Here is a 14,768-nt window from a genome sequence, read left to right on the forward strand (position 1 = left end):
CAGTCTATGCTGAGTAATAGGAGAGGGCTCCTCGCGGCTGTGAAATGTCGTTTTTTAGCGAAATATTGTAATTTTTAAAAAATAGTATCGTTTTTCCTTATTTTAAAAGGTAAAATGGGAATATAAAACTAGTTCCAAGTCATGAGCCAGGTACTATTGTACTTCTGGAATGAGGATGGTTAGATGAATCAGATCAAGCAATCAAGAATAACTAAACGAAGGAGCAAACCTGCTTCCGAAAAAATAGAACAGATGATTTCAGATATCATTTTTAAACATGTGAAGGACCTTGTTTTTATTATGAAGGTCGAACCTGGTAACCAATTCCGTTATTTATTTGCCAATGAGAACGGGCTGCTCCACGCCGGGATGGCTCCTCATGATATTGGCAGGACGATGGATGAAGTTTTGCCTCAGAACCATCTGCAACCCTTGAAGAAACAATACATGAAGACGGTTAAAGAGGGAGTGGAGGTTGTTTTCCACGATGAGGTAGGTTTGGAGAACGACAGGCTGGTTTTTGCCGAGACACTTTTGACCCCGATTAAGGCTGCAGATGGGGAAGTTCAATATGTTGTAGCGATCACAAGGGATATGACAGAGATTTTCAGGGAAAAGAATAGATTGATTGATAGTGAGCAACGGTATCGCTCGCTTATTGACCATAATCTGGATGCTGTCTTTTCTGTTGATTTAAATGGGAAGATTCTTGATGTCAACCCCGCAGCACATTTATTGACAGGCTATACTGTCAAACAGCTTAAGTCTAAAAAAATCGGTAGCTTGATATGTGATAGTGATTTGCAGACTTTTAAGGATGTCTTATCCGATACAAAATTGGGTAATTCAAAGGAATCGCTTGATTGCCGGTTTATGCACCGAAAAGGTAAATTCCTGACGGTCCACCTGAAGACAATTCCCATCGTGATCCATTCCGAAATAAAGGGTATGTACATCATCATTCGTGATCTTTCCGAGCAGTCGAAAAGCACGGAACTGATTAAGTACATGGCATTCCATGACCAGCTGACAGGTTTGCGCAACAGGCGTGCGCTTTTGGATCATCTGGATCGTCTTGTTAAGAATGTAGAAATGCAAAAAGCTGAGTTTGCCCTTCTGTTTCTGGATATAGACCGTTTCAAGTACTTGAATGATACGCTGGGACATCTTGTTGGTGACCTGATCCTGAAGCAAGTAGCTGATCGGTTAATCGATATCCAAAAAGAAAACTGTACGGTTTACAGACAGGGCGGCGATGAATTTATCATTGTCCTTGATAAAACAGGCAGGCATGGTGCTGGAGAGTTTGCGCAAAAAGTATTATTGAGATTCAATGAATCTTTTTATTTCAATTCCCAGGAGTATTACATTACACCGAGTATTGGGATCAGCCTTTTTCCGAATGATGGTAAGGATGCAGAATCACTGATTAAGCATGCTGATGAAGCCTTGTATAGTGTCAAAGAAAAAGGAAAGGCCCACTATCAATTTTATCGGTCGGATATGCAGTCTACCGGGGTGAATATCATAGCACTCGAAGCTCATTTGCGAAAGGCAATCGAACGTGATGAACTGGAACTCTTTTATCAGCCGCAAATCAATTTAGTTACGAATGAAATATCAAGCTTCGAAGCATTGCTGCGTTGGAACAACAATGAGTTAGGCTTTATTTCACCGGCCGAATTCATCCCGCTCGCAGAGGATACGGGTTTGATTATCCCGATAGGGAACTGGGTCATTGAAGAGGCATGCCGACAAATCAGGGAGTGGGCAGACAAAGCGGGAAAGCCAATCAGGATTGCTATCAATATATCTCCTAAGCAATTCATGCAGCTCGATTTAGTGAGGATCATCAAGAGTTCGATCGAGAAGCATCATATTGATCCATCTCTCTTGGAAATTGAAATTACCGAAGGCGCCATGCAGGATACAAAAGAAACGATTCCGATCCTGAAGCGGTTGAAGGAGCTAGGGATTAAAATATCGGTAGATGACTTTGGTACTGGCTACTCATCTCTTAGTTATCTGAAACAGTTCCCGATTGATGTACTGAAAATTGATCAAAGCTTCATAAGGGATATCAAGTACAATGGAAAGGATGCCGCGATCATCACGACGATCATCCACCTGGGCAACAGTTTAGGCATGGAAGTGATTGCTGAAGGGGTCGAGGAGCAGAGTCAGGTTGACTTCCTAATAAATGCTGATTGTGAAAAGGCACAGGGTTTCTTTTTCGCCAGACCATTGAAGGCCCTAGAAGCAGAGGAAAAGATCATCTTGAAATCAAAAACAAGCAGCTGATCAGCTGCTTGTTTTTTCGCTTTTAAAGGTAAAAACGGCAAGTTCAGGCTGAGATAAGAACCTGAACGGGAGCCTGGTCGTTCCAAGTCCGCGATTCACGTATAGAGTGAGAGAGCTTTGGGGCCCTGTTGTATAAAAACCTTCCACATATTTCTCGGCAAAAGGCGGAGTGACCAGCGGGCCGTAAAAAGGGATTTGAATCTGGCCGCCATGGCTATGACCGCTTAGCTGCAATTGAATCGGGAAATGTGCAGCTTCTTCTGCTTTGTCAGGGGCATGCGATAAAAGAATCGTATATGAGTTATTTGGAATATTGGCCATGGCCGCCTTCAAATCAGGTTTGCCGAGCATGGCATCATCGATACCGGCAATCCATAACGAACTGCCATCAAGAAGTGTGATGTTGGCTGAATGGTTAAGTAATAAAGTGAATCCTGATTGTTCCATTATTTGTTTATAAAGATTGGACCCATATCCCCCGTGGTCATGGTTACCGTATACGGCAAACTTCCCCATAGGAGCTTTCAAACTGTTCAACATGGAAATAATCTTGGTTTTTTCAGTGAAGTGTCGCGGGTCATCAAGTAAATCCCCTGTGAAAACAATCAAATCAGGGCGAAGCTTATTAATTTTGGTTATCAATTGCTGCAGCTGTTCCATTGTATACTGAAACCCTATATGAGTATCGCTGAATTGAACAAGCTTAATGCCATCAAACCCGGAAGGCAATGCGGCATTTTTTATAGTATGGTGTGTAATATCTAGCATGCGAGGTTCAACTTCTCGAGCATAAAAATAGCCCCCTGTGCCAAGGCCTGCAGCCGTTAATACCGTTCCAACTGCCCTTTTGATAAAAGTCCTCCGAGTGATTTGTTCAGACATGAAAAATACCAACCTATCTCCGAATTTTCTCTACTATACTAGCAAACATACCTGGAAAATAGAAGTGCCATTTTAGGGAAGTGTCCTCTAATGATGATATTAGGGTGTTTTCAATTTATGACATAAGGGAAGAGAAAGGAAATATGACAAACCTATTATAGTGAATCGGAAATCGAGGTGTGATTGTTGGTCGATTATGATACTAGGATGGAAATGATCTTTATTCCCGCAAAAAATGGATATATTAAGGTGTTTGTTTACGGATTTAACTATTTAGGAACATCGGGAAATGCAGTAGCCGTGTTTAATGGCGTAAGTGCAAACGCTAAAGGATTCCACAAGAAAAGGACCATCGTCCATTCCCTTTCAAACCTTCACCGAGTGCTTGTGAAAAAGAGGAGGGAAAACTAAGAGGACAGGATATTACCAATGTGCATGAAGGTTTTAAAATATGAAAAAACAAAGACAAGGCCGGAATGATATCCAGCCTTATCATTTCATTATCGGTAACTGACTGCTCTTGACTGCATCACTTTCCAGGTTTCAATAAAGCTTTTTTTGTTTACTGGGACCTGTTTCCGACCGGATAGGGGGTCATTCAGGTAGACTGTGGTTTCATTGAAACCAACCAGGACAACCGCATGCAAGTCCAGTGGCGTCTTGATTACCTCATTGCCATGTGTCCATGATTCCCAGCGATCTGGCAGCCTGTAGTCACCAGTAGTCCACACAACGACAGGATAACCAGAGGAAACATGGTCAAGAACATGTTCGAAGTCTTTTCCGGTCAAGTTTACTGCTCTTCCTGGTAAATAATGATTGATTAAATCAACCATTGGTTTATCGAAGACTGCATAGCCGGCTCTTTTTCCTGTCATATCTCCAACGAAACCTTCAGCTGGATTGCCCCAGCTCAATATATCTCCACTTGCTGATCTTTTTAAAGGATCAGGATCTTTTTGTATTTCCGTGTAAAGCTTCATTTTATCCGTTTCAGCTCCGGCATATTTAAGCATCATTGCCAGGCTGGTCACTTCACATCCATACTTCAGTTCTGGATTTTGTTTTATCAAGGGTACGTTCAATAACGCATTGGTTTTCCTCTGTTGCTGTTGGTCTTGTTTCTGAATAGGGTTTGGGACCGCCATTTCCTGAATTGCCTCAGGACTTTCCATCATGATGGGATCATTTTTGCTCTGTTGAGTTCGTGATACGTTTTCGGCGGGCGAGCCGTGGCTGCATCCAAGCAATGGAAGAAGAATGCCGATGAAAAGCCACTTCTTCATGTCATCATCCTTCCATAAGCTTATATATATTTTTAGTCAAAATGCGGATTTTATAACATAAGGAAAATGGAAACAGTATAACTGAGGGAATACTCATATTATGGTAAAATCGTTCATATCAAATTAATGATATGAAATGAAATATAAACAATGGTAAGATACACATTTTGAAGATGTTGGGGGAGGTTTCAGTTAGAATTGGATGCTCTTGATATTTTAACCGACCTAGAACATGTCGTCCCATTTTTTCAGCCAATCTTCAATGCGGAGGAGCATAAAGTCATTGGATATGAAATTTTAGGCCGTTTTATTAGCGGGGATGATGAAATTAGTCTGGGACCTTTTTTTCAGGATGATACAGTTCCTGAAGAGTACCGGATTGAGGTAGAAAACGTTGTTTTTTCCAAAGCGATGGAAACAGCTTCCCGTTCTGGTGACAAGGATCTTCTTTGGTTTGTCAACAAAGATGCTGGTTTATTGATGGTGGATGATGGAGAGGGGTTCTTGCAATTGCTCCTTTCATTTCATGAACAGGGGATAAGACCTGACCAAATCGTTCTTGAAATATCTGACCCCAATGTCCAGAGCACTATAGAGCATCTCATCAATTACTACAAATCTTTTGGGATTAAAATTGCGATGGCACAAGTTGGCAGCGAAGGCAGCTACTTTGAGCGAATAGCTGGTATAGAACCTGAAATCCTCAAAATTGATATGTCCTCTCTAAGGTCAAATAATACAGGCCCTGCTTATCTTGACGTCCTTCACTCTTTAGCCATCCTTGCCCGCAAAATTGGCGCGACGCTCCTGTTTGAAAACATTGAAACTCCGTATCAGCTGCAGTTTGCCTGGAAGAACGGAGGCAGGTTCTATCAAGGGTTTTATCTGAGAAAACCTCAGAGTATCTTGGTGGAAAAGGATGTTCTTAAGGAAAAAATAAAGTCAGAAATACATGGGTTTATTTTATCCGAGAAGAAACGGCTTCACTCATTTTTTGATTTACGAATCGAATTGAACACTAAGTTCCAGGAACTGATCAGCCGCAATAAAAAAGGGCAGAATCCAAGTGAGTTCCTGATGTCTCTTGGTACCAGCCTCGATGGAATTGCATTCAGAATGTATATATGTGATGAAGACGGATTCCAGTTATCACCTAACCTTTATAAAACAGGTGGAGAATGGGTGCTCCAGCCAATATACATGAATAAGAACTGGAGCTGGAGACCCTATTTTCTTGAGAACATCATAAGGATGAGAACAGGGAGAAAGGGAATCCTGTCAGACCGATACAGTGATATTGAAACAGGGGAGGTAATACGGACGTTTTCGCTTCCATTGAATGGAGAAGAATTTTTATTTGTGGATTTAAGTGCATCTTTTCTTAATGAACGGGAAGGGTTATTTTGACAAACAGGACAGCGCATAGCCTATTTCAAAAATGTGCAATTTATATATACAGCCTTCTATAAAGGGGGATTTAATATGAGTATATATACAACAATGCTCTTATTGGCAGGGGCAGGGGTTCTGGTTGCCGGCCTTTTCTATACTTGGTCTTTCGGTAAAGGACAGAAAAGGGCTCATGGCAACCTAGATTCACAGGCCCCAGGGGCTGTCCAGGAGCATGCTTACATCCGCAACCCGATTTTTTTAACCTATATAGTCGTCATTTCCATCGCCCTGTTGTTCGTCGTTTATTATGCCGTGACCACAGGAACTGGATATTAACCTCCAAAGCGGGGGTTATTTTTTTTGTGAAGTTCCTGATAATACTACAATTTTTTTAACTTTTGCGTTAGTTCGAGTCAGATGAGGGTAAATTGATAATGTTCATCAGATTTTGTGTCAGATGCTGAAGTTATTTTACGAATGAATTTCGTAATCAAATAGGGTAAATGTTGGTAAAATTGTATTTACTAGTCATCATGGAGGAGGGGAGAAAATGGACAAGCGGTTAAAGCTATTATTTTTGTTATCCTTTTTGTTAATCTTGCCTGCCAATGCGTATGCCAATTCGGATTTGGATGGAAGAAAAGACGTCTTTGCATTCCTCGGAAAAGCCTTTGATTCACAAGTATCCTTAAGTGAGAAGGCCAGGACAATGGAAGAAATTGAAGCAGTATTGGATCCTTATTTTACAGAAGACTACAAGTCCCGATTCATTGATGAAAATGTGGTAGGACAAGAAAATGAATACCTGACGTATGGAACAGATTTCGCTCCTTATTACATTCCATTTTACGCTTTTTCAGAAAAGACAAAGGTAGTGGATTTGGAAAATGAAATTTATGTAGTCGAATTTGTTCCTGGCAATGCGGAGGGACCAGTAAGTTATGAGGATCATTATGAAGGGTTGAAGCTTGTAAAGAATGATGGTAGCTGGAAGGTCGCTGATTACCTCTATGATGAAGTTCCTCAGGAGGTAATCGACAAAGCTTACCCGGAAAAGGCAAAGGAACTGAAACAGGCTGCAGAAGCTGACAATAAAGACGGTGAAATGATTGGGGAAATCGTATTCGGACCAAATTTCTCCATGCTAAAGACATTCATGGAGTTAGGCGTTATTTTCCGGAATGAAAACAGGACAATATTGTTCGGGTTGTTATAAAGAAAAAGCGTGAAATCAGCTTAGATTTCACGCTTTTCCTTTTTGTGGGCTATTCCTGGATATCCAAAACTTTCTTCAACCTTTCCAAATCAAACCCCGTGATGACTTCTTGGCCAATCACAATGGTTGGTGTCGAATAGGAGTTGTAAGTTTGGGTGAGCTCCTGCTTGCTTTTGTCATCCAGGCTAATATTTTTCTCTGTGTATGAAAAACCGAATTCCTTTAAGAACATTTTTATTATTTGGCAGGGCGGGCAATCGTTCTGGGTGTAAACAATGATGTCGTTCATTTTATTTGGTTCCTCCGGTATTTTTGTTCAAATAATGTGCAAGCCCCATGGCACTGACATTGACATCAAGGTATAGCAGTTCATAGATTTGGTGATTGTCAGCCAGCCCTCGTTGGGTCAAGTGGGTTTTAATTTTATCATAGAGCCTTAGTGTAATCTGATCAACTTGCTTTTGCGGATGTCTTTCTTCCAAGATAACATGTTTTGCTTCTTCAACGAAAACTTCAAGCCAGCTCTCCACTTGCCTGAATGCCTCGGCAGGATTTTCGGACATTCCATAGTGTCCGAAATAAATCCGATCTATTTCTAGTGCTTTAAATGTGCTGATGGATTGCAGCATCTTTTCAGGATCAAACTGGTTAGGTGAAGTCGTAGGCAGGTAGAATTCGATGCCTTCGCGGTCAAGCTGAGGATAGAAAATACCGGCGGTGTCACCAGAGAAGATTCCGTTAGAAAGCGGATGATAGATACTGAAGTGGTGGTTGGCATGGCCTGGAGTATCAAAAAACTTCAGGGTAAGCTTCTCGCTTAATTTTAGTGTTTCACCATCATCTTTAATCATCAGGCTATCTTCCGGAATGGCAACAATGGGGTCAAAAAGTTCCGAAAACTTTTCACCATAAACAGCTTTAGCTCCCATAATCAATCTGGAAGGATCAGCCAGATGCCTTGCACCCTTGGGATGTACGATTACCTTAGCGTTCGGGCAGTGTTGTACCATCAGTCCGGCACCGCCTGCATGGTCGAGATGTATATGTGTCACGATGATGTAGGAAATTTCACCAGGTGATATCCCCAGTGCTTGTAAGCCTTCAAGGATGTGGGGAATGGACGGGCTTGCTGAAGTTTCGATAAGCGTCACCTTATCCTCTGTTAATACGTATGTACCGGTGCGTTCTGGCATACTTAGATCAAAATCATCAATAAGAAAGACATTTTCGGTTAGCTGCACAGGTTTTTTCAAAAAATCACTCCTTTTCTCAAAGCTTTTACTTGTACATCGTCTGACATTATTTTATTCTGTTAATATTGACATGTAAAGAATTGTGTATAGAAAATTCTGAAATCATTTTACATGGATATAAATAGGCCAATTGCAAAATCTATTTATAAGTTATTGGTTTTTGTTTTGAAAGGAGAGGGAGCATAATGTCACAGCTTCAGGGAATAGTCACTCGTTTGAAGAATCTGCAAGAGCAGTCCAATGGAGGAGAACCTGCTCAACGCTTTTTTGAAGTGAATGGAGAGCGTAAATGTCAGGTTACATACCATCCAAAAACGGAAACATACGAATTGGAAGTATACACTGACAAGGAAAAGCCTAAGAAATACCAATTCGACAATATTGATATGATTACGATCGAGATTTTTGATCTTATTCAGTAATCCATCATGACAATGGGACCCATTTGCGGTCCCTTTTTATATCCTCGCTTATCAGCAGTAAACTTAATAAAAGCCTCTTCATCCATTTTGTGATAAAATGGTAAGGAAATAAGAAATCCATTTTAGGGAGTTTTCGCCATGATTAGTCTTTACAGCGGTGAGTTTTTGGAAGTGTCAATTAAAGACCTGATGATTCCTTCTGAACGCGTAGCCCATGTCCAAGTTGGCAATAGCCTGGAGCATGCACTGCTTGTTCTAACGAAAAGCGGGTACACTGCGATTCCCGTCCTAGATCCTCATTATCGTCTAATGGGTTTAATCAGTACACCAATCATAATGGATTCCATTCTCGGCCTTGAAAGAATCGAGTTTGAGCAGCTTGAGAGGAAACGAGTAGAAGAAGCCATGAATACGAAAATACCCAGAATCAACATCCACTCAACTCTTATATCCTCATTAGACCTTCTTGTTGATCACCCCTTTCTCTGCATAGAAGATGACTCAGGTATATTTGAGGGTATCCTGACAAGACGGACTGTATTGCTGAAATTGAGCAAACAAGTTAAAAGGTATAATAAGAAATAGAGAAAACGGCAGCTCCCGGATTCGGGGGCTGAATTTTTTACTTTATAAGAAACAATAACTTAAATACTTTGATTACTGGCCAGCTCCAGCTCTTGTCTGGGCTGAGCAAGGCGCTTGCGCTTTTCTTTTAGAGGTGTGTAAATGGGACAAGCAGAACAAAAAATGAACAAGAAGGAAACAAAACGCTCATTTGTACTGGCAACGGTCATGCTTGCCATGTTTATGGGAGCTGTTGAAGGCACAATTGTTTCTACCGCCATGCCGGCAATCGTCGGGGATTTAGGCGGGTTTGCCTTATATAGCTGGGTTTTCTCTGCTTATTTGTTAATGAACGCAGTTACTGTTCTGATCTATGGTAAATTATCGGATTTATTTGGAAGGAAACCAATCTTAACATTCGGTATTATCATCTTCTTGATCGGTTCGATTTTATCCGGAACAGCAGAAACGATGGAAATGCTGATCCTCTACCGGTTCATACAAGGTTTTGGAGCAGGTGCAGTCATGCCGATTGCTACAACCATTGTGGGTGATATCTATTCGAAACAAGAACGTGCGAAGGTACAGGGGTATCTCTCCAGTGTATGGGGCATATCAGCTGTATCGGGACCCGCGCTAGGAGGCTTGCTAGTGGAATATGCAAGCTGGCGTTATGTCTTCTGGATCAATGTCCCACTCGGCATCCTGGCAATCGCAGGCCTCTGGCTTTATCTGCATGAAGATATCGAGAAGAAGAAGCATAAGATTGATTATCCAGGAGCAGTTCTCCTTACAGTAGCCATTAGTTCGCTGATGATTGTCCTGGTTGAAGCGGGTGCGAATTGGCCTTGGACATCTCCTAAAACTATAGGCCTGATCAGCCTTAGCGCCCTGAGCTTGATCCTCTTTATCCTTCAAGAGAGAAGGGCAGAAGAACCGATGATGCCATTTAATATATGGCGGGAACGGTCGATATTCATTGCCAATATGACTTCTCTGACAACGGGTGTCATGCTGATTGGTATTTCAAGCTTTTTGCCTGCTTTCGTCCAGGGAGTCATGGAGAGATCACCGATTGTGGCAGGGTTCACCTTGACGGCGATGTCGATAGGATGGCCGATTGCATCCGCTGCAAGCGGGCGTCTGCTTTTGAGTATCGGCTATCGCAAGACTTCCTTATTTGGCGGTGCAGCGTTGATACTCGGGAGTATTTTGTTTGTTACCCTGAAACCTGAAGCTGGTCCTTTATGGGCAGCAGCAGGATCGTTTTTCGTCGGTGTCGGGATGGGTCTTACTAGTACGGCATTCATTGTATCCATCCAAAGCACTGTTGCCTGGCAGCAAAGAGGGATTGCGACCGCAGCCAATATGTTCATGAGAAACCTTGGCAACACAGTGGGGGCTGCCTTGCTTGGAGGCGTCCTGAATAGCAGCATCTTAAGCTACATGAAAACCAATGGAGCACAAGGTCAGGATCTGTCGATAGATGCAGCGAATGTTCTGCTCAATGAATCAGAACGAATGAAGCTTCCGATGGAATTGAAAACAATCCTGCAGGATGCACTGACAAATGCTCTTCATTCGGTTTACATTGTCGTATTCATTTTTGCAATCGTCAGTTTGCTGTTCATCCTATTCTTGCCAAAAAAAGAAGAAACTGCAGAGTGATCTGCAGTTTTTTCTTATGCTTTTTTCATAAATTCCATGTGTTCAGTCAAAAATCAGCTAATGTGAAGAAAGCTTTATATATAATGTAATAGGCAAGAATTTCATTTATAATATAAGAAATACTTATGAAGAGGTCGAGTTATGTCATCTATTTCAGAATTCCACCTGTTGTCTGTGCTAGCGCAGGAAATGAATATGCGCAAGGCGGCGGAGAGATTATTTGTTTCCCAGCCTGCCTTATCCCAGAGGCTGCAGTCAATCGAGAAAGATTGGGGTACGAAGCTATTCCTCCGCTCCCAGAAAGGGCTGACATTGACGCCGGCAGGAGAGGTCGTCATCCAATTTGTCAACGACACCATTGCCAGGGAAGAAAAAGCAAGGGAATCCATTCATGCATTAAATTCCGAGGTGTATGGAACCCTTAAAATAGCTGTTGCCTCTATTGTTGGCCAGAATTGGCTGCCGCAAGTCCTGAAGAAGTACGTGAACCGTTATCCCCAGGCGAAAATATCACTTGTGACTGGCTGGAGCAGTGAAATTTCAAAGGCATTATATGAAGATCAGGTGCACATCGGAATCATAAGGGGCACGCCAGACTGGAAGGGAGTCAAAATCCACTTATTCAAGGACAGCCTGTACTTGGTCGATACGGAAATAACGAGCCCTGAACAAGTATTGGATACAGACAGGCCGTTTATTCAATTTAAGAGTGATTCGAATTACTACCAGGAGATACAGGATTGGTGGTTAAGGCAATTCCAGACAGCGCCAAAAAGAACCATCATTGTTGACCAGATTGAAACCTGTAAACAAATGACCTTCAACGGCATTGGCTATGCGATCCTTCCGGCAATAACCCTGAATGGGGCGGAAAAAGACATTTTTAAAGTTCCGCTTCATGACGAAAATAATGAACCTTTGGGAAGGGATACCTGGCTTCTGGGATATGAATCTGCCTTCCGTTTGAAGCAAGTCCAGGCCTTCATTGATATCGTCAAAGAACATATAGTTGAAACGAAAGAATCCGATAAATAGTTTTTCTTGTTTTAAAAACTTTTGTTTGTTAAAGTAATTTTTAGAAAAGGCCGTTTTTTCGTGTCGTTGCTTTAGCTGATAGTTATTAATTAGGCAACGCCTAAGCGGAATGAGGCAAATCATACATATTTGGAGGTAAAGCACTATGAAGATGATGGATGCAAACGAAATTATTTCGTTTATTCAAAATAGCAAAAAAGCAACACCGGTAAAAGTATATATTAAAGGTGATCTTGAAGGAATCGACTTTGGCGAGAATGCCAAGACGTTCATCACAGGCAACACTGGCGTTATTTTCGGTGAGTGGGCTGAAATCAATCCGGCAATCGAAGCTAACCAGGCTAAGATTGAAGATTATGTAGTAGAAAATGACCGTAGAAATTCAGCTATTCCATTGTTGGACATGAAGAATATCAAGGCTCGCATTGAACCAGGTGCAATCATCAGGGATCAGGTTGAAATCGGCGACAATGCTGTTATCATGATGGGTGCATCTATTAATATCGGTGCTGTCGTAGGAGAAGGTACGATGATCGACATGAACGTTGTACTGGGCGGACGTGCTACAGTCGGCAAGAACTGCCACATTGGTGCAGGTTCTGTACTTGCTGGTGTCATTGAGCCACCTTCAGCTAAGCCAGTTGTTATTGAAGATGATGTAGTCATCGGCGCAAATGCTGTTGTCCTTGAGGGTGTAACAGTAGGTAAGGGTGCGGTAGTCGCTGCAGGCGCAATTGTAATCGACGATGTGCCTCCTTACACAGTTGTAGCTGGAACACCAGCCCGCGTCATTAAAGAAATTGACGAGAAAACGAAATCAAAAACTGAAATCAAGCAGGAGCTTCGCCAGCTTTAATAGGGAGAAAGAAAGCGTGGATATTGGTCCGCGCTTTCTTTAGTAAGGGAGAGAACGTGATGGATTTTAATACTTTCATTAAAATTAGAAGAGATTTGCATCAAATTCCTGAATTGGGGTTCAAGGAGTTCAAAACGCAGTCTTATCTCCTTGATTATTTAAGCACACTTCCCCAAGGGCGCTTGGAAATTAAGACATGGAAGACCGGGATTTTTGTCAGGGTTAATGGAATGAATCCCAAAAAGACAATTGGTTACAGAGCAGACATCGACGGACTTCCAATTTCTGAAGCAACCGGATTGGCATTCAAATCCCTCCACGATGGGCAAATGCATGCATGTGGACATGACTTTCATATGACGATAGCTCTTGGATTGATTTCCTATTTCGTTGCTCACCCGATTGATGACCATTTGCTGTTCATTTTCCAGCCTGCAGAGGAAGGGCCAGGTGGTGCCGAGCCAATGCTTAAGACTGAGGTCATGCAGGAATGGAAGCCTGATATGATCATAGCCCTGCATATTGCTCCTGAATATCCGGTAGGGACGATTGCAACACGAGAAGGCCTGCTTTTCGCCAATACATCCGAATTGTTTATTGACCTTGAGGGAAAAGGCGGGCATGCGGCTTATCCACACCAGACGAATGATATGGTCGTCGCAGCATGTGCTCTCGTGAATCAGCTTCAGTCTGTTGTTTCTAGAAATGTTGATCCACTCGACAGTGCTGTCATTACGATTGGCAAAATCACTGGAGGCACTGTGCAAAACATCATCGCAGAAACATCAAGGCTTGAAGGAACGATTCGCACACTGTCTGTTGAATCTATGGCTAGAGTGAAAGAAAGAATCGAGGCACTGGTCAAGGGAGTTGAAGTCGGCTATCAATGCAGGACGTCGATCGACTATGGAGCCATGTACCATCAAGTCTATAATAATGAAGAATTAGCACGTGACTTTATCGCATTTGCAGAGGAAAAAGAGAATATCGACGTGATTGTTTGTAACGAAGCAATGACGGGAGAAGACTTCGGCTATATGCTTAAAGAAATTCCAGGATTCATGTTCTGGCTTGGTGTCAATTCGGACCATGGACTTCATCATGCAAAGCTTGATCCGGATGAGGATGCTATTAAGACTGCAATTGATCTTCTTACTACTTATATTGAGTATAAAAGTAATTAAAATCACTGAGTTTGTCATTCCGTTTTTAATGAACGATGAAATTGATATTCTGGTAAAGAGGTGTTCGATATGAGATTGCGCCAGCCTATGCCTGAAATTTCTGGAGCCACTCAATGGGTAAATGGCGAGTTTACTAGAGGACAGCTGGTTGGTGAAAAACCGGCACTGATCCATTTCTGGTCAATCAGCTGTCATCTATGCAAGGTAGCAATGCCATCGGTGAATGAACTTCGTGACAAGTATAAAGATCAACTGAATGTCATGTCGGTCCATATGCCACGGTCTGAAAAAGACAAGAATATGGAAGAAATCAAACAGGTTGCAGAAGAACATCAGATTACCCAGCCGATCTTCGTTGATGATGACCTTGATTTAACTGAAGCCTTTGAAAACCAGTACGTCCCTGCTTACTATCTCTTTGACAGAAACGGACTGTTAAGGCATTTCCAGGCGGGCGGAAGCGGGCTGAAGATGCTGGAAAAGCGTGTGATCCGGGTTCTCGAAGAAATGGAAAAGGAAGAATAAAGTAGAATATTCTATAATTGTTAGAGGACATATTCTTTCCTATGGTGCTTCTATTGGACATTCTCCTTATAAGAATTGCAAAAATGTCCGATAGAGCACTTCTAACGGATATTTTCCTTTAAAAGGATTGCAGTTTTGTCCGATAGAGCACTTCTAACGGACATTTTCCTTCAAAAGGATTGCA

At 42.1% G+C, this 14,768-nt stretch carries 16 protein-coding genes; 12 read left to right on the forward strand and 4 right to left on the reverse strand.

The genetic code is table 11. The features are described 5' to 3' along the window. The first annotated feature begins 183 nt into the window (after positions 1–183). Positions 184–2,301 (forward strand): sensor domain-containing protein, encoded by a 2,118-nt coding sequence (locus AB5I83_RS15435; protein WP_448976414.1) that lies wholly within the window; start codon positions 184–186, stop codon positions 2,299–2,301. Here AB5I83_RS15435 and AB5I83_RS15440 read toward each other — a convergent pair whose 3' ends face one another. Further along, the gene (locus tag AB5I83_RS15440; protein WP_448976416.1) at positions 2,302–3,183 is read right to left on the reverse strand and encodes a metallophosphoesterase; all 882 of its coding nucleotides are present in this window, start codon (positions 3,181–3,183) and stop codon (positions 2,302–2,304) included. 186 nt (positions 3,184–3,369) lie between these two features. Here AB5I83_RS15440 and AB5I83_RS15445 point away from each other — a divergent pair, with 186 nt between their 5' ends. After that, positions 3,370–3,594 (forward strand): hypothetical protein, encoded by a 225-nt coding sequence (locus AB5I83_RS15445; RefSeq protein ID WP_448976418.1) that lies wholly within the window; start codon positions 3,370–3,372, stop codon positions 3,592–3,594. 89 nt (positions 3,595–3,683) lie between these two features. Here the strand turns inward: AB5I83_RS15445 and AB5I83_RS15450 are convergent, their stop codons facing one another. Next, on the reverse strand, positions 3,684–4,469 hold the full coding sequence (locus AB5I83_RS15450; RefSeq protein WP_448976420.1) for a C39 family peptidase: 786 nt from the start codon (positions 4,467–4,469) through the stop codon (positions 3,684–3,686). A 198-nt stretch (positions 4,470–4,667) separates the two neighbouring features. Here AB5I83_RS15450 and AB5I83_RS15455 point away from each other — a divergent pair, with 198 nt between their 5' ends. The 3 genes from AB5I83_RS15455 to AB5I83_RS15465 all read left to right on the forward strand — a co-directional run bounded on the left by AB5I83_RS15455 (position 4,668) and on the right by AB5I83_RS15465 (position 7,077). Further along, positions 4,668–5,876, forward strand: coding sequence for an EAL-associated domain-containing protein (locus tag AB5I83_RS15455; protein WP_448976422.1), 1,209 nt, complete (start codon positions 4,668–4,670; stop codon positions 5,874–5,876). Between the two features lie 75 nt (positions 5,877–5,951). Then, positions 5,952–6,197, forward strand: coding sequence for a hypothetical protein (locus AB5I83_RS15460; protein WP_448976424.1), 246 nt, complete (start codon positions 5,952–5,954; stop codon positions 6,195–6,197). 214 nt (positions 6,198–6,411) lie between these two features. Further along, a complete protein-coding gene (locus tag AB5I83_RS15465) occupies positions 6,412–7,077 on the forward strand; it encodes a DUF3993 domain-containing protein (protein ID WP_448976426.1) in 666 nt (221 codons plus the stop codon). Positions 7,078–7,126: 49 nt separating this feature from the next. On the opposite strand, the gene AB5I83_RS15470 is transcribed toward AB5I83_RS15465, so the two are convergent. Both AB5I83_RS15470 and AB5I83_RS15475 read right to left on the reverse strand, forming a co-directional pair. Continuing rightward, on the reverse strand, positions 7,127–7,366 hold the full coding sequence (locus AB5I83_RS15470; protein WP_448976428.1) for a glutaredoxin family protein: 240 nt from the start codon (positions 7,364–7,366) through the stop codon (positions 7,127–7,129). Position 7,367: 1 nt separating this feature from the next. Continuing rightward, positions 7,368–8,330: an MBL fold metallo-hydrolase gene (locus AB5I83_RS15475; protein WP_448976430.1), complete on the reverse strand. Its 963-nt coding sequence runs from the start codon at positions 8,328–8,330 to the stop codon at positions 7,368–7,370. A 185-nt stretch (positions 8,331–8,515) separates the two neighbouring features. Between AB5I83_RS15475 and AB5I83_RS15480 the strand changes: the two genes are divergently transcribed. The 7 genes from AB5I83_RS15480 (at position 8,516) to AB5I83_RS15510 (ending at position 14,584) form a co-directional block, all read left to right on the forward strand. Next, positions 8,516–8,752, forward strand: coding sequence for a YkuJ family protein (locus AB5I83_RS15480; RefSeq protein WP_041965604.1), 237 nt, complete (start codon positions 8,516–8,518; stop codon positions 8,750–8,752). A gap of 138 nt (positions 8,753–8,890) precedes the next feature. Continuing rightward, a complete protein-coding gene (gene cbpB, locus AB5I83_RS15485) occupies positions 8,891–9,337 on the forward strand; it encodes a cyclic-di-AMP-binding protein CbpB (protein WP_167831902.1) in 447 nt (148 codons plus the stop codon). Between the two features lie 141 nt (positions 9,338–9,478). Beyond that, complete coding sequence (locus tag AB5I83_RS15490) at positions 9,479–10,984, forward strand: MDR family MFS transporter (RefSeq protein WP_448976433.1); 1,506 nt, start codon at positions 9,479–9,481, stop codon at positions 10,982–10,984. Positions 10,985–11,125: 141 nt separating this feature from the next. After that, positions 11,126–12,019, forward strand: coding sequence for a LysR family transcriptional regulator (locus AB5I83_RS15495; RefSeq protein ID WP_448976435.1), 894 nt, complete (start codon positions 11,126–11,128; stop codon positions 12,017–12,019). 145 nt (positions 12,020–12,164) lie between these two features. Beyond that, positions 12,165–12,875 carry a 2,3,4,5-tetrahydropyridine-2,6-dicarboxylate N-acetyltransferase gene (gene dapD / locus AB5I83_RS15500; RefSeq protein ID WP_448976437.1) on the forward strand — a complete coding sequence of 237 codons (711 nt, stop codon included), beginning with the start codon at positions 12,165–12,167 and terminating at the stop codon, positions 12,873–12,875. Positions 12,876–12,934: 59 nt separating this feature from the next. Beyond that, positions 12,935–14,059, forward strand: a complete 1,125-nt coding sequence (locus tag AB5I83_RS15505) for an N-acetyldiaminopimelate deacetylase (RefSeq protein WP_448976438.1) — start codon at positions 12,935–12,937, stop codon at positions 14,057–14,059. A 69-nt stretch (positions 14,060–14,128) separates the two neighbouring features. Further along, positions 14,129–14,584, forward strand: coding sequence for a TlpA family protein disulfide reductase (locus AB5I83_RS15510; protein ID WP_448976440.1), 456 nt, complete (start codon positions 14,129–14,131; stop codon positions 14,582–14,584). Positions 14,585–14,768 lie beyond the last annotated feature (184 nt).

This window comes from Mesobacillus sp. LC4 (genome assembly GCF_053543455.1).